At 27.8% G+C, this 16,246-nt stretch carries 14 protein-coding genes and 1 pseudogene; 14 read left to right on the top strand and 1 reads right to left on the bottom strand.

What is annotated here, in order from left to right; all coding sequences use genetic code 11:
• The 3 genes and pseudogenes from CHL78_RS14165 to CHL78_RS14155 form a co-directional block, all read left to right on the top strand.
• Window positions 1-301 (top strand): annotated as a pseudogene (locus tag CHL78_RS14165) (heavy metal translocating P-type ATPase); the annotation flags it as partial.
• A gap of 39 nt (window positions 302-340) precedes the next feature.
• On the top strand, window positions 341-640 hold the full coding sequence (locus tag CHL78_RS14160) for a hypothetical protein (protein WP_094369802.1): 300 nt from the start codon (window positions 341-343) through the stop codon (window positions 638-640).
• A 403-nt stretch (window positions 641-1,043) separates the two neighbouring features.
• Entirely contained in the window at window positions 1,044-2,606 is a 1,563-nt protein-coding gene (locus tag CHL78_RS14155; RefSeq protein WP_094369803.1) for a tetratricopeptide repeat-containing diguanylate cyclase, read from the top strand.
• A 134-nt stretch (window positions 2,607-2,740) separates the two neighbouring features.
• Here the strand turns inward: CHL78_RS14155 and nhaA are convergent, their stop codons facing one another.
• Entirely contained in the window at window positions 2,741-3,904 is a 1,164-nt protein-coding gene (gene nhaA, locus CHL78_RS14150) for a Na+/H+ antiporter NhaA (protein WP_094369804.1), read from the bottom strand.
• A gap of 358 nt (window positions 3,905-4,262) precedes the next feature.
• On the opposite strand from nhaA, the gene CHL78_RS14145 reads away from it, so the two are divergent.
• From CHL78_RS14145 to CHL78_RS14095, 11 genes are all read left to right on the top strand, one after another.
• Window positions 4,263-5,324: an FUSC family protein gene (locus tag CHL78_RS14145; RefSeq protein ID WP_094369805.1), complete on the top strand. Its 1,062-nt coding sequence runs from the start codon at window positions 4,263-4,265 to the stop codon at window positions 5,322-5,324.
• An 81-nt stretch (window positions 5,325-5,405) separates the two neighbouring features.
• A complete protein-coding gene (locus tag CHL78_RS14140) occupies window positions 5,406-6,944 on the top strand; it encodes an FAD-binding protein (RefSeq protein ID WP_094369806.1) in 1,539 nt (512 codons plus the stop codon).
• Between the two features lie 227 nt (window positions 6,945-7,171).
• On the top strand, window positions 7,172-7,759 hold the full coding sequence (locus CHL78_RS14135) for an RNA polymerase sigma factor (protein ID WP_094369807.1): 588 nt from the start codon (window positions 7,172-7,174) through the stop codon (window positions 7,757-7,759).
• A complete protein-coding gene (locus CHL78_RS14130) occupies window positions 7,719-8,585 on the top strand; it encodes a hypothetical protein (RefSeq protein ID WP_094369808.1) in 867 nt (288 codons plus the stop codon). The genes CHL78_RS14135 and CHL78_RS14130 overlap by 41 nt, the downstream gene beginning before the upstream one ends.
• Window positions 8,586-8,596: 11 nt before the next feature.
• Window positions 8,597-9,478: an ABC transporter ATP-binding protein gene (locus CHL78_RS14125; RefSeq protein WP_094369809.1), complete on the top strand. Its 882-nt coding sequence runs from the start codon at window positions 8,597-8,599 to the stop codon at window positions 9,476-9,478.
• A gap of 13 nt (window positions 9,479-9,491) precedes the next feature.
• A complete protein-coding gene (locus CHL78_RS14120; protein WP_158540704.1) occupies window positions 9,492-10,643 on the top strand; it encodes an ABC transporter permease subunit in 1,152 nt (383 codons plus the stop codon).
• A 192-nt stretch (window positions 10,644-10,835) separates the two neighbouring features.
• Complete coding sequence (locus CHL78_RS14115) at window positions 10,836-11,540, top strand: Crp/Fnr family transcriptional regulator (RefSeq protein ID WP_094369811.1); 705 nt, start codon at window positions 10,836-10,838, stop codon at window positions 11,538-11,540.
• 21 nt (window positions 11,541-11,561) lie between these two features.
• Entirely contained in the window at window positions 11,562-13,055 is a 1,494-nt protein-coding gene (locus tag CHL78_RS14110) for a YjjI family glycine radical enzyme (RefSeq protein ID WP_094369812.1), read from the top strand.
• A gap of 2 nt (window positions 13,056-13,057) precedes the next feature.
• Entirely contained in the window at window positions 13,058-13,855 is a 798-nt protein-coding gene (locus CHL78_RS14105) for a YjjW family glycine radical enzyme activase (protein WP_094369813.1), read from the top strand.
• Between the two features lie 435 nt (window positions 13,856-14,290).
• Window positions 14,291-15,361, top strand: coding sequence for an ABC transporter ATP-binding protein (locus tag CHL78_RS14100; protein ID WP_094369814.1), 1,071 nt, complete (start codon window positions 14,291-14,293; stop codon window positions 15,359-15,361).
• Entirely contained in the window at window positions 15,361-16,242 is an 882-nt protein-coding gene (locus CHL78_RS14095; protein ID WP_094369815.1) for a carbohydrate ABC transporter permease, read from the top strand. Before CHL78_RS14100 ends, CHL78_RS14095 begins: the two co-directional genes overlap by 1 nt.
• The last annotated feature ends 4 nt before the right edge of the window (window positions 16,243-16,246 follow it).

Below are 16,246 nucleotides of genomic sequence, written 5' to 3'. Positions count from 1 at the left end.
AGCAATAGGTAGTGGTACAGATGTAGCTATGGAATCAGCTGATATAGTATTAATGAGAAGTGATTTAATGGACGTTCCAACAGCTATAAAATTAAGCAAAGAAACAATCAAAAATATTAAGCAAAACTTATTCTGGGCATTTGCTTACAATACAATAGGAATACCAATAGCAGCAGGAGTATTATACATCTTTGGTGGACCATTATTAAATCCAATGTTTGCAGCAGCAGCTATGAGTTTAAGTTCAGTATCAGTAATTGCAAATGCACTTAGGCTAAAAGGATTTAAAGCTTATAAATAAAAATAATTAGGATGTTTAAATATAAGGAGAGGTTTGATTATGATAAATAAATTAACATATAAGATAGTAGATATATTAATTAATAATGAGTATACAGAAATAATAGAAAAGAATAGAAGAACTAATGAAGAAAGAAATATTGAAGGAACTAAGATTAAATTTAAATATGAACATGAGGGTAATAAAGGTTACCTAAGTGTTGGAAAATCTAAAGAAGATACTATATTTGAAGTGGAAGATATATGTGTAGAGGAAGTAATATTAGATGATGAATCTGTGACTGTAGAAACAAAAGAAAAGAGCTACTATTTCTACAAGAAGCAGCACATGATATTTTAAATTTTTATATAAATAAGCATATATCCAATATGACATATATATCATGTCAAAATTAAAATATAATATAAAAGTTAAATAAAAAAGCTGACATTTAATTATTGTCAGCTTTTTTATTATAAAGAATTTATTTTTTGATATACGATTAATTTTTATAGTCTCTATGATCTTATTATATGAATTATAGATGTTATAAGACACATCGAATTTACCAGTTGAGATAACGCAAATAGTCTGAATATTACAAAATATAGAAAATTTGAGTTTGAGGACAATAAAATATGAGCATATAATTTAAAAAATGTTATAATATTAGATTGTGATGTTAAGGTATTAATGTAAATTTAAATATAGAGAAAGCTTTAAATATAAACTATAAAGATCGTAGTTAATGAGAGGATAAAATATGAAGAATAGGATTATAGTTATAAGTATAGTAGGAATCATTTTGCTTGGTACGTTTAATATATTAAGCAAAAATAATTCTAAAATAGAAGTAAATAGTAAAGTAATCAAAGAAATTTCTTCATTGGTATATACAAAAGAAGAAAGAGAGATAGGAATAGATAGATTAACAACGCTATTAGAAGATAAGAAATATTTAAGTAAAAGAAATAAAGTAGAGCTTATAAGTAAGTTGGGATTATTATACTCTATGAATGGAGAGTATCATGAAGCGATAGAGCACTTTATAGAATCAATCAATCTATCGATGAAATATGATGATAATTATCGTATGGCTAAAGATTTAATGAATATGGCTCATATATTTGTTAATTTAGACGGATACAAAACTGCAGAGAGAACTATAAAATATGCTCTAAATTTAGATATAGAAGATGAAGAAGAAAAGAGAGTTATCAATGAATATGGATATATAAACTTAGCAGATATTTATTCAAGAATTGATGAGACTGATAAGTCTTTAGAATATATCGAGAAATCTATAAAATATGGCACATCTCATAAGGCAAATACAATAGCTAGGAAGATAATAGAGGCAAGGTCTTATTTTTACAAAGGAGAAATTACTAAAGCAGATGAAATTCTTAGTGAAATAAATATAGATAAGGATATTGATGACTATGTATTAATAGACACATATATACCATACTTAGCTGTAAGGACAAAGATTGAATTTGCAAAAGGAAATGAAGGTAAGGCTTTTGAACTATCTGAAAAACTTTTTGATATATGTGATAAAGAAGGGCAAATAGATATCAAATTAAGTAATATGAAGTATTTATTAAATTATCTAGAAAGCCCTGACTATAAATATGATGATGAAATAATCACACATTATAGACAGGAGTTAATAGATTTATATAATGAAATATCACCTGAAAAGAATGAAGAGAGTGTATTTTATATAATTAATTCTATCTGGGATAGGATGCATTATTTAGAGAGTCTAGAGACTAAGGCTATGATGTATATTGGAGCTGGATTTATGACGCTTATATTAATATTAGTTTTTTACATATTAATATCTAGATTAAAAAATAGTATAAATAAAAGTAGAGTAGATGCACTAACCAATATATACAATAGAATGTTTTTTGATTTAACATATAATAAATATTTAAAGAAAGGTATTGGTTTTGGATTAATAATAATAGATATCGACTTCTTTAAATCTATAAATGATACTTATGGACATGCTTTTGGAGATATTGTATTAAAAAATGTAGCGAAAGTAATAAAGAATAGATTATCTAAAGATGATATAATATTTAGATATGGCGGAGAAGAATTTTGCATATTAAGTGAAAATAAAGGTTTACAAGAGGTTATAGATTTATCAGAATTAATACGAGAAGAAGTGGAACGTATGGTTTGGAGAGAAAATATAAAGGTTACAATTAGCTTAGGGATATCATATACAGGTGAATCTGATGATATGTTTAAACAAGCAGACTCAAATTTATATAAATCTAAAAATAGTGGAAGAAATAGAGTAACGTATTAATAATACAAATGAACGACATAATATATAAGGTTATTATTATGATATCAAAAAAGATTAAGAAATACTCATATCAATGGGATATGAGTATTTCTTATATAGTATATCTCGTGGAATATGTTGGAGTTAATATAAAACTAAGCCATACTTTTAGTATCAGATGAATTTATATATATAGCAGACTTTTTCTTATATATGTTTATAACTGTAGATACCATATAAGTTGCACAAATTGACATGACTGAAGCTATTAATATAGAAACTTTAGATATATTAACGAGTTCAGCGCTATATCCAAATGCTACTTCAGACACAAATATAGACATTGTGAATCCAATACCAGCAAGTAAAGATACTGCAAATATAGACCACCAATCTACACCTTCAGGCTTTTCTGTAATATTTAGCTTAGTTGCAATCCAAGTAAATAACATTATACCAAGCGGTTTACCTATAAATAGACCGATTATTATACCATTAATTAAAGTCATGCTAGAGTTAGAATTTGTGCTAACGCCGAAACTTATAGCTGTATTTACTAAAGCAAATAATGGTAATATAAAGTAATTACATATTGGTGTTAACTTATGCTCCAAAGATTCTAATACAGACGATTTAGAGTTTATAAATTTTTTAGAAGGTATAGACATAGCTAATATAACACCACTTATCGTAGCATGTATGCCACTAGAGTATATACATATCCATAAAATGAATCCTAATATCATATATGGAGTAATTTTGTTTATTTTTTTCTTATTAATAATAAGTAGTAGTCCAGTTATGATAGCAGACATAATCAGAAACTCGTATTTTATTCCTGACGAATATAAAATACCAATTACCAAAATAGAAATTAAATCATCTACAACAGCTAAAGATAATAAGAATATCTTTAACAGAGGATTCATTTTATTTTTTAGCATCATAAATAAACCTATAGCAAATGCTATATCTGTAGATATAGGTATACCAACACCAGATGCAAACTCTGTATTTGAGTTAAATATTAAAAATATAATTGCAGGTACTAAGACTCCTCCAATGGCACCTATGATAGGAAATGAAGCCTTTTTTAAACTAGATAAATTTCCGTGCAATACTTCATGTTTGATTTCTAAACCAACTAGCAAGAAAAATATAGTCATAAGAAAATCATTTACGAGCATGTGAATGTTAAAATTACCAAATAGATTTATTCCGCTGAGTAAATGATGATAGCTGTCACCTAAGGGACTATTTGCAACTATAAGAGATATTATTGTTGCAAGTATAAGTAGTGTGCCTGGTAAACACCTCAGATTTTATAAATTGTTTGTAATTAAGTGTCATAATAAGTTGTTCCTCCTTAAAATAAAAAAGTATTTAGTTAGTATTGAGAAACATTACTCTCATTTTTAATAAAAGTCAATAAAAACACTAAAAAACATTTTAAATTAAAATAAATTTACGAATTATAAAAAATATTAATGAGGAATTATAGAATATAATACATAGATTAACGGATTAATATTACATTGAACTGAATAATATACATATACAACCGAAAATAAAATTTAAAAAGATAAAAAAAGTAATTTGAATAATGTTTTGATATATTGAAAATGTAAATTTGCTATGATAGTATAAATCATTAACTATACGAGGGGGGCAAAAATATTGAAAGAATTTTTACCAAAATTAATCCCAAATACAATAATGTTTCTTGTAATTACAGTATTTATATCAATATTTAAATCTGTTTTTGGAGAGATTAATAGTTCTGTAGGGGTAACGATAGTAGTAGCTTTATTAGTATTAATGCAAAAAGACTTAACTAAAAAACCTATAGAGAATTTTTTAAAATTATTAACTATCAATGTATTCCTAGGTATTGTTTCGCATATTTCATACGGAAATATGTGGATAGGGATAGTATTGAATTTTATAACATTAGGATTAATAGGATATTTACTTACAAAAGATCTTAACAAGTCTATAATTCTGCCATATGGACTTCAGTATTTATTTATGTTATACAAACCAGTACAAGGTATAGATTTTACAAATAGAATGATTGCTTTAATATTTGGTGCAGTACTTATAATGGCATCTCAATATATAGTTCATTCCTCTAAGAAGGAAGCAAATGCTGTTGGAGAAGTAGAGGATCGTAATAAATTAGAAGCCGAAATATGTGTAGCAAAATATGATAATGATGAATACAAGAAATTTAGGCTATTTGAAAAAGATATATATATTCATAAGAAAAGAGCATTATATGCTATTAAATTAGGTGCACTTACATCTATAACTGCATTTGTGACTCAATATCTTGGATTAGCTCAAGGGGCTTGGATGTCATACACAATATTCTCTCTGACAGAGATCTATTCAGAAGATACAAAAGTAAGATCAAAGAAAAGAGTAGAAGGAACTATGATTGGTGGGTTGATAGTAATAATATCGTTCTTAGTACTTAAAGATGATACATCAAGAACATTAATTATATTACTAGCAGGATATTTAAATCCATTCTTTAAAGACTACAAGCATATAATCATACTTGTTACTATATCATCAGTAGCACCGTTAGCTCTATCGCATGGAAGTATATTTGCAGTAGGACAAAGGTTGATGTTTGTAATAATAGGAGCAATACTTGCTTTAATAGTAGATAAATTAATATATGTAACTAAGCATGAAGATAATTTTAATAAGATGGCTAGTATAAAAATTTAATATAATAAAAGGACTATAGATCTTTTTGTCGAAATTTAACTTATACTTAATGATAAATTTACGGCAAGGAGATCTTTTTATATGGATAATAAAGTATTTGATGTAATAGTTATAGGTTCGGGTCTTGGAGGAATACGTTGTACTCAAGAGCTTTTAAAAGATAATCTAAGTGTTTGTATGGTAACTTCAAAAGAATTTTGCTCTGGAGCTAGTTTTTATCCAGGTACATGGGGACTTGGTATGATAGGGCCTAAAGATGATGAAGATAAGAATGATTTATTAGAAAATATAAATAGAGTCGGGTGTAATTTATCTAATCCACAACTTAGTTCTATTTTAGTAGATAATGTGAATAATGAGATAAATTTTTTGCTTGAACAAGACATTAAATTAAAAGAATCTGTTGATAAAGATGGAGTAGTTCCTTGTTTTGATTCTAATAAAAGAAGATGGTTCGGATTTGATTTTAAAAGTGCAAAAGAGGTATTCAGCAAGATATTAGATAACGAAAATATTACACTGATGTCAAGTACTAAAGTTATTGATATTTGTAATGAAGGTAATGGCTCTAAAGGTGTTTTGGTTGAGAATAAAGATAAATCTATAGACCTAATAAAAGCAAAATCTATAGTAATTGCATCTGGAGGATATACTTCTTTATTTAAGCACAATTTTTCTCTAGAACTTGATTCTCCTATAGTTCAATACTTAGCCTACAAAGTAGGATGTGAATTAATTAATCTTGAATTTGTTCAATTTATACCCGCGTATATAAAACCTATGTACAAGACTATATTTAATGAAAGAGTTTTTAAGTACATAACACTTAGAGATAAAAATAAATCCAATATTTTAGGTAAGATAGAAGATATAGATAATATAATGGATGAAAGATCAACTTATGGCCCGTTTACAACTCGACTTAAATCAAGTCTAGTTGATAAAGTTCTATTCCAGTATTATCAGTTAGATAAGAATAGTGCTTACTTTGAATATCCAAAGGACATAGAAAGTATTGATGATACTCTAATATATAATTACTTTAAGTGGCTCAATAAATTTAAAAAAGATACTAGCAACAAAATACATATAGCACCATTTGCTCATGCTTGCAATGGAGGTCTAAAAATAGATAAAAAAGCTTGTACAACTGTAGATGGTATATTTGCATGTGGAGAGGTGACCGGAGGGGTTCATGGTGCCGATAGAATAGGTGGATTATCTACTTGTAATGCATTAGTTTTTGGTGCGATTGCAGGAAGAAGTGCTAGTGAATATTGCAAATTAAATGACTTCAAAGATTTTAATATAAAGGACAACCATAGCTCAGAAAGTAACCACAGGGTAATTGGAAATTCTGATGACCTTAATAAATTTAAAAAAGCTATATTAGAAATTAGAGAAGTACTATATACAGAAGCCTCTATATTGAGGAGCGAAAAAAGTATCAATAGAGCTAAGGATAAAATGTATAAGCTAAAGGAAGATACTTCTAATATTAATATTTTATATAGTAATAAATCTATACTTGATAGTTATCTAAACTTTTCACTTATATTTTTAGATGCAATGCTCAATCAAGATAAGTCTATAGGATGTCATTGTAGAACTGATTGTTAATATAAATAAAAAAAGATGTTAGTGATTTTCACTAACATCTTTTTTTATTTATAAAATGAAATATTATAGATCTAGTGATTTTATGTTAATTCAATGAATTAATATGATTATATATATGATAGTAAAATTAGAATTTACTGAGATAAAATAAATTATAGAAAATTATTAAAAAGAATAAAACTTTTTATAGATAGAACTCGTTATATAAGTGAAAGGGGGGAAGACGAGTGGCACAGAGTGATGAATTATTGTTATGTGAGATACTTAAAGGAAATGAAAGTGCGATGGAAATTTTGGTGAAAAGACATTACGACTTAGTACATAGTTTTATATATAGAAATACAGGAGATTACAACATCTCATACGATTTAACTCAGGAAGTATTTATAAAGATGATGAAAAATTTAAGTAAGTATAATATAGAAGATAAAAAATATAGAAGTTGGCTTTTAAAGATAGCTTCAAACTCAACTAAGGATTATTTTAAGAGCAAAACATATAAGCAAAGGTATGAATCTCAAGATATACAAGAATATGATATACCAGATAAAAACAATGTAGTGGACTTATTAGACAAAAAAGAAGAAGTGATAAAGATAAAAGAAGCTGTAAATACGCTTCCAAATCTTCAAAGAGAAGCAATAATTTTAAAATATTATAATGATTTAAAAATAAAAGAAATAAGTACTATTACAGGTGAGAATGAAAACACTATAAAATCTAGGTTATTTAATGGAATTAAGAATTTAAAAAAATTGCTTGGAGGTGATATATGTGAAAAAAGTACGAGAGAGTGTATACAGCATAAGATGTGAGGATGTAGACAGATTAGAATTTGAAGATTTACTAGAAGAAGACTTAGAAGATATAGAAAATTACCTAGATAATTACGTAGTAAAAAGTGTAGATAAACAAAAGGTAGATTCAACAATAGATGTACTTAGATCATATATGCCTGTGAAGCATGAGGAGAAGGTAAATGAACAAATTAAAATTTGTTCTTCAAATAATATGCAGTCAATATCAAAGTTAGTAAAGCTTCAAATGGGAGTCACAAATAAATCTTACTGGCTAGTATCTCTTATGCTGATACTTTATGGAGTGATTAGTATTAAAAATATAAACATAGACTTAACAATATGCTCATCTATAATAGCACCGATACCAATATTATTAGGAATGGTTGAGTTTATAAGAGGTAGAGATGAAAATGTATGGGAGCTGGAGCTAAGTTATAAATATTCATTAAGAGAAATGATATTGGCAAAATCAATAATTATAATATCCATATCTATGTGTATAAGCTTAATAATGAGTGTGATATCTGTAAATGTTTATTCACAGGTAAATTTATTAAAAGTTATATGTGTATGGTTAATACCAATGTGCACAATAGCCAGCATATCATTGTTGATAGTTTCTGTGTATAAAAGTATTAATAGTATTGCTTTGTGTATAGCTGTATGGATATTGGGGGTAACTACGGTAGTAGCTGCACGTATTCCTGAGGTTGTTATCAATATTAGTAACGTTTCAATGTTAATGATATTAGGTGTATGCATGGCAAGTATGATTTTATCATTAAGAGTATTTTATAAAAATTGTATAGATTATAAAAGTTGTACAAACTTTCATTTGTAGGAGGGTAAAATATGGAGTTAATTATAAAAAATATTAGTAAAAAATTTAAAGATAAGGTAGCCGTTAATAATTTTAATGTAACATTAAATAATGGTGTATATGCTCTATTAGGAGAAAATGGAGCTGGAAAGACTACAGTAATGAGGATACTAGCAGATGTATCTAGTCCGACTACTGGGGAAATACTGGTAAATGGGAAAAATAAAAATGAATTAGGCCCAAACTATAGAGATTTACTGGGATATGTGCCACAAGATATAGGATTTTATAAAAACTTTACAGCAGAAAAATTTCTTATGTATGTGTCTGCATTAAAAGGTCTAGATAAGAAAGAGGCCAAAATCAAAATAGATGAATTATTGAAGTTTGTTAATTTGGATAAGTATAGAAAGAAAAAAATAGATGGCTTCTCCGGTGGTATGAAACAAAGACTAGGAATTGCTCAGGCTCTTCTAAATGACCCTAAGATATTAATTTTGGATGAACCTACAGCTGGTTTAGACCCGAATGAAAGAATAAGATTTAAAAATTTAATAGCTGATATATCTAAAAATAAGATTGTAATACTATCGACACACATAGTATCAGATATAGAATTTATCGCAAGTGAGATTTTGGTTATGAAGGATGGGGAGTTGATTGAAAGATCAACACCACGTGAAATAATAGATACAATAAAAGGAAAGGTATTTACTTTAAAGCTAAAAGAAGAACAGCTTAATAGACTTCAAAATAAATTCAAAATATCTAATATGGTAAGAGAAAATCAATATGTCTTAGCTAGAGTTGTAGATGATGTTAGACCTGAGATAGAGGGAGTAGCTTGCATTGAAGAAGAACCTAATTTAGAAGATGTATTTTTATATTACTTTAAAGAAGAAGTATGTGTATAAGGGGGGGAAAGATATGATAGATTTAATAAAGCTTGAGTTATACAAAATTTTATCAAAGAAATTAATAATTATAATGATACTTCTTGCTGTATTGTTTGGAGGTATAAATATATATGCAAATATAAACCCTAAACACTCTGGGTTTGATAGTGTCAAAGAAATAAAAAAGATTTTTGAACCATACGAAGGCAGGGTAATAAAGGAAGACGAGGTTAGGAAAATTAGTACAAAAATAGAGGAAATACATAACAAGAAAAAAAAGGATATAGAACTTACAAAGGAAGAAAATTTATATTACTACCACCTAAGAGATTATATGATACAGACAGATCCAATGTATTTGATTAATGGTGAAAGGTATAGACTTGAGGATATTAAGGATGAAATTAAAAATCTAGAAAGTAAAGGAAAAACAAACACATTTGAGTATAAGAACCTTGATTACATACATAGTATCATAAGTAAAAGAGAGGCTCCGAAGTTTTATTACAAATTTTTATGGAATATATCAGCCGATTTTAATGTGATAGCTACACTAACTTCAACACTAGTAGCTATAGGTATAGCAACAATATTTAGTGAAGATTATCAAAGAAATAGCTCATCTATAATATTAAGCTCAAGAAATGGAAAGACAAAATTAGTAACTTCAAAAATACTGACAGGAGTTATTTATACTTTTATTACCTTTATATTTATGAATGGTATTTATTCTCTAAATGCAGCGGCTATTGGATTTGAAGGAGGTAATCTGCCTCTAAGTCTCTTTAATGGATACGAGGGAACTCCGTTTAATATAACTATGAGTGAATTTTATTTAAGAGGTCTAGCAACAAGTTTTATGGGATTACTTTTATATGCATCAATAATCATGCTTATATCACTAATATTAAAAAATAATATGCTATCTTTATTATTTGGATTAGCGATATACCATGTTCCTCAATATATAGGGAATTTTATTACTGGAAATATAGGAAGAATATTAAGAGAGATAAATATATCTGAAGCTGTAAGAATACAAAGCTCGTTTCAATACACAAATACATACAACATATTAGGTAATCCAGTACTGTATTCTACTGTACTTACTACCTTAGTGATAATAGTAATACCAGTAACCTTATTTTTAATAAAGTATTTTGGAAAAAAACAAGAAATTTAATATTAAAATGGAGTTTATAAGCCGTATCCAAGTAGAAGGATACGGCTTTTTATATTATGAAAATACCCATACAAAAATGGGAAATTGGGAAAGTTACATATAAATTTAAAAGGGACATATGTCCTTTAACTATTTATGAATCATGATAAAATAATTAAAGAAAATAAAATAACTTATAGGAGTAACTAAGATATGTACGATAGCCTATTTTATGATTACATAGAAAATCAAAAGGCAAAAGAATTTATTGACAAAATACCAAATAAAATAAAATCAAAATGTAAAATAAAAAGAATAGAACAAGGAAAAATAATAGTTTTAAGAGGTAATCAGATTAAAAGTGTATTTATAAGTTGCCAAGGAATAATGCAAGTAAGCAATGAATTTGAAAATGGATTTGTATATAGTTTTTCAAGTGTAGAGCCTATTGGATATATAGGTCTTATGGAAATAATGGCAAATAAACGAGAATATACTTCAACTCTAAAGGCTAGTACAGAGTGTATTATACTTGAAATCCCAAAAGAAGATTTTAAAAAATGGTTAAACTCAGATCATCAATTGACTTTAGATATATTAAAATTTATATCAAATATAATGTATGAGCAGTCATTAAAAACTGGAGAGGTGTTGGCATATCCATCAATATGTATACTAATAAGTTATTTAATAAGTGTGTTTGAAAGTAAAGATGGTGATACCGTTTTTTTAGAAAAAACTCGGGAAGAAATTGGATCAATATTAGGATTTTCAATAAGGACTATTAATCGAAACTTAAAAGAACTAAAAGAGGAAGAGTTAATCTCTGTTAGTAGAAAAGGTGTATCAATAACAAGTGAACAGTTTATAAAATTATCAGGTAAATTAGAAAAAGTTAAAAAAAGTAAACATACATAATAATACTTAGGAGGAATGAACATGCAACAAGTGCTAGATATTATAAAGAATAAATCATTAACTTATAACCAACAAGTACTGCAACTAGCAGGAATGGCTGAAAGTACTCTTGATGTATTAAACATCGATGAAGAAACTAAGAGGTTACTAGATGACGGTCAAATATGTACGATGTTTGAAGGTAATGCACCTTACAGACCAAGATATATTATACCAAACTACGAAAAATTAATGAAAGAAGGGTGTAAGTTCTTAGAGCTTGATGTACCAAGTGATATTTGGGAAGCAACTAATAACTTATTAATATTCTACAAGCATGTTCCTTCTATAACATCATACCCAGTATATCTGGGTAATATAGATGACTTATTAGAACCTTTTGTAGAAGGTGAAGAAGAAGCATACAAAGCTATAAAACTATTTATAAAGCATATAGATAGATCTCTTACAGATTCTTTTGTTCATGCAAACATAGGACCAAAAGACACGAAGGCTGGTAGAATCATACTTAAGGTTATGCAAGAATTACAATGTGATGTGCCGAACTTAACAGTTAAATACGATAAGGAAATTACTTCAAATGAATTTATAAAATTATGTGCAAGCACTGCTTTAGTTACAGCAAAGCCAAGCTTTGCTAATCATAAGATGTATGTTGAAGATTTCAAGACTGAAGATTATGCTGTTGCAAGTTGTTACAATGGGTTCCTAATCGGTGGAGGAGGATATACTTTAGTAAGACTTCTATTACAAAACGTAGCTAATCAATCTGATTCTATAGAAGATTTTATTGAAAATAAGTTGCCATTTGCAGCTAACAAGATGCTTGAATATATTGATGAAAGGGTAAGATTCTTAGTAGAAGAAGCAGCTTTCTTCAATACAAACTTCCTTGTACTTGAAGGCTTTATAAAGAAAGAGCTATTCACAGGAATGTTTGGAGTAGTAGGACTTGCTGAAGCAGTAAACCATCTATTACAAGCGACAGAAAAAAATAATAGATACGGTCACTCAAAAGACGCAAATAATTTAGGATTAAGAACAATAGAGAAGCTTAATGAAGTAGTTTCATCGTATAAGTCAAAATATGTAGAGTGCTTTGAAGGGCAACATTTACTTCATGCGCAAGTTGGAATTGATGCAGATTTAGGCGTATCTCCAGGGTGTAGAATACCAGTAGGTGAAGAGCCAGATTTATTTAACCATATTATACAATCAGCACCATATCATAAGTATTTCTTCAATGGGATAGGTGATATATTTGTGTTTGAAGATACTTACAAAGAAAATCCAGATGCTATAGTTAATGTTATAGATGGGGCTTATAAGACTGGAATCAGATATATATCTGCTTACTCAGACAGTAGTGATGTTGTACGTGTTACAGGATATCTTGCAAAAAGATCTGAAGTAGAAAAACGTGAAAGAGGAGAAGCTGTTAAAAATAATGCTACAGTTTTTGCTATGAATGCTAAGAGAGATAGTAAAGCTTTTGACAGAAAGAGAAGAGATTAATTATGGCTTTAGTCAATAAAATTATTCCTTTTTCTTGCATAGATGGTCCAGGTAATAGAACTGCTATATTTTTTCAAGGTTGTAATTTCAAGTGTACTTATTGTCATAACCCAGAGACTATTAATAAGTGTACAAGCTGCGGCAAGTGTATTTCTACTTGCCCAGTTAGTGCGCTAGAAAAAATAGATAATAAGGTTACATGGGATGAAAAAAAATGTGTACAATGTGATAATTGCATTAGAACTTGTAGTAACTTATCAACTCCAAAGACAAAAGATTATTCAGTAGGACAACTTGTAGAAGAGATAAAAAAACTAAGTCCTTTTATTGAGGGGATAACTGTTAGTGGCGGAGAGTGTACTCTTAACGCAGATTTTTTAGTAGATCTATTTAAAGTAGTTAAAGGCGAGCTTAATCTTACTTGTTTTGTAGATACTAATGGAGGAATAGATTTAAGTGATCATGAAGAACTAGTAAATTTAACTGACAAGTTCATGCTGGATGTTAAGAGTATAGATGAAAAAGAGCACATAATGATTACTGGATTGGATAATAATATAGTATTAAAGAATTTAAGATATTTATTGAATAAAAATAAGTTATATGAAGTAAGAACGGTAGTGGCTCCTGGTTTGAATAATAAAAGTACTATTAAAGAAGTATCTAAAATTATAAATGGGAGCTGTAAATATAAGCTTAATCGCTATAGAAGATATGGGGTAAGAAAAGATGGTTTAGATCTTCACGGAGAAATAAGTCCTACAGATGAAGAAATGAAAAACTATACTGATCTAATATAAAATATACACTATCAATACTTTTTAAAATAGGTTGAATTTATATGATGAAAATTTACAAAGAATGATATTATATGACATAATTTAGAAAAAAATATACATATGATTTAAAAACGAATAAAAATAAATTTAAAATGTTAAAATTTCGTGTAAAAACTTGTATAATTGTGATGGTTTTAGTATATTTGTTATTGTATATAAATATATAGGATATCATAATTACTCTATACCTAAATTACTTAATAAGATTTGGTATAAATTTTATGCAAAAATTTAATTAATTCAACTAAAATTAAGATGTATAACTTACAGATTTAATATAAAGAATAATAATATTACTATAATTTAAGAATTAGACTTTTAAAAAATATTAATTCTATATTAATAATATATACAAATTTAACCAACTGAAACAAAAATAAATACTAGAGGTGGCATATGATACATATTGAAAAACTTAAAAAAGTTTATGACAATGGTTATGAAGCTTTAAAAAGCATTAATCTTGAGATTAACGAGGGTGAACTTGTTTGTTTATTAGGACCAAGTGGATGTGGTAAAACAACTATACTTAATTTACTTGCAGGGTTATTAGATCCTACTAGCGGTGAGATTAAATTTGATAATGAATCAATAATAGGAAAGCATCCTAAAGATAGAAATATCGGGTTAGTATTCCAAAATTACGCTCTATACCCACATATGACTGTTCTTGAAAATGTTATGTTCCCTCTTACAGTAGGAAACAAAAAAAAGCCTAAGAATGAAGCTATAGAAATTGCGAAAAAGTACATGAAAGTTACTAGTATTGAAGAACTAGCTGATAAGAAGCCAGGAAACATGTCTGGAGGTCAGCAACAAAGAGTTGCTATAACTAGAGCACTAGTTCAAAGTCCAAAAATATTATTACTAGATGAGCCTTTAAGTAACTTAGATGCAAGACTAAGATTACAAATAAGAGAAGAAATAAGAAGACTTGTTAAGGAAATAGGAATAACTACTATATTCGTTACTCATGACCAAGAAGAAGCATTATCTATAAGTGACAGAATAGTACTTATGAATCAAGGTATAGTTCAACAATTTGATATACCTCAAAACTTATACTTAGAGCCTGCAAACTTATTTGTAGCTAAATTTATGGGTAACCCAATTATAAACATCTTCGATATGAAGAAAGATGGAAATGTATTAAATGGTAAAGATTTCTCAATAGATTTAAGTTTATTAAATAAAGATAGATTTAAGCAGGATTTAACTGAAGAAAACTATGTAGTTGGTATAAGACCAGAGTACTTTGAATTAAGTAAAAATCCTTTATTCAATGTTAAAGTTGAATCAGTTGAATTAATAGGGAAAGATGCGATATTAAACTTTAAAGTTAATGATGTAAATGCAAAATCAATTACAGATATAAGTGATAAAATTGCTGAAGGTGATAAAGTAGGATTTGGTATTGATTATAACAGTATTTATATATTCCAAGAGAATGGAGTTAGAGTATACTAATGAGAAAATTAAAATATAGAGCTGAGAATTCGCCCCAAGCATGGCTATTTCTTCTGCCTGCTTTAATAATAATAGGTATATTTAATGTATTACCATTAATTAGAACCTTCATCATGTCTTTCCAAAAAGGAACTTTAAATAATTTAGTATTTAATGGTTTTAAAAATTATGAGATTGTATTGCAAGATCCAAAGTTTCACACTGCACTAGGTAATACAGCGCTTTATGCATTTGTAGTTGTACCAGTTGGACTTATTATTTCTATGTTTATTGCAATAACAATATTTGAAAAAATAAAAAATAAAAGTTTATTTGAGACAATATTTTTCATACCATACTTAACAAGTGTTATAGCAGTTGGTATTGTATTTAGATTCTTATTAAATGGAGAATATGGTTTTGTAAATTATTTATTAGGATTTATTAATGTTGGACCAATAAACTTCTTAGATGATCCTAATATGAGTATGTATACTCTTATTATATTTGGTATTTGGTCAGGACTTGCATTTAATATAATTATTTTACTTTCAGGATTAAGAACTGTAGATGATAATTATTATAAGGTTGCAGATATGTTTGGAGCAACTAAAATAGAGCAGTTCTTTAGAATAACATTACCACAGATGATACCAATAATTACATTCTTATTAATGGTCAATTTTATTAATGCATTTAAGGTATATGCACAAGTATTCTCAATATTCAACGGAAAAGCTGGTATTGCAGATAGTGCGACTACTGGAGTGTTCTATATCTTCAATAAGTTCTACGTTGAGAACCGTTATGGTCAAGGTATGGCAGCTGCAGTTATCTTATTTATTATGATTTTAATATTTACATTAATACAAAATTACGTATTAAAAAGAATATCTAAGTAGGTGA

The sequence above is a fragment of the Romboutsia weinsteinii genome, assembly GCF_002250835.2.
GTDB lineage: Bacteria > Bacillota > Clostridia > Peptostreptococcales > Peptostreptococcaceae > Romboutsia_A > Romboutsia_A weinsteinii.
Note: the sequence above shows the minus strand (reverse complement) of the source record. Positions and strands in the feature narration are given on the sequence as shown.

Excerpts from the sequence above, each read along its gene's own strand:
- CHL78_RS14160 (WP_094369802.1), top strand. The coding sequence starts at position 341 with ATGATAAATAAATTAACATATAAGATAGTAGATATATTAATTAATAAT.
- CHL78_RS14155 (WP_094369803.1), top strand. The coding sequence starts at position 1,044 with ATGAAGAATAGGATTATAGTTATAAGTATAGTAGGAATCATTTTGCTT.
- CHL78_RS14140 (WP_094369806.1), top strand. The coding sequence starts at position 5,406 with ATGGATAATAAAGTATTTGATGTAATAGTTATAGGTTCGGGTCTTGGA.
- CHL78_RS14125 (WP_094369809.1), top strand. The coding sequence starts at position 8,597 with ATGGAGTTAATTATAAAAAATATTAGTAAAAAATTTAAAGATAAGGTA.
- CHL78_RS14120 (WP_158540704.1), top strand. The coding sequence starts at position 9,492 with ATGATAGATTTAATAAAGCTTGAGTTATACAAAATTTTATCAAAGAAA.
- CHL78_RS14115 (WP_094369811.1), top strand. The coding sequence starts at position 10,836 with ATGTACGATAGCCTATTTTATGATTACATAGAAAATCAAAAGGCAAAA.
- CHL78_RS14110 (WP_094369812.1), top strand. The coding sequence starts at position 11,562 with ATGCAACAAGTGCTAGATATTATAAAGAATAAATCATTAACTTATAAC.
- CHL78_RS14105 (WP_094369813.1), top strand. The coding sequence starts at position 13,058 with ATGGCTTTAGTCAATAAAATTATTCCTTTTTCTTGCATAGATGGTCCA.
- CHL78_RS14100 (WP_094369814.1), top strand. The coding sequence starts at position 14,291 with ATGATACATATTGAAAAACTTAAAAAAGTTTATGACAATGGTTATGAA.
- CHL78_RS14095 (WP_094369815.1), top strand. The coding sequence starts at position 15,361 with ATGAGAAAATTAAAATATAGAGCTGAGAATTCGCCCCAAGCATGGCTA.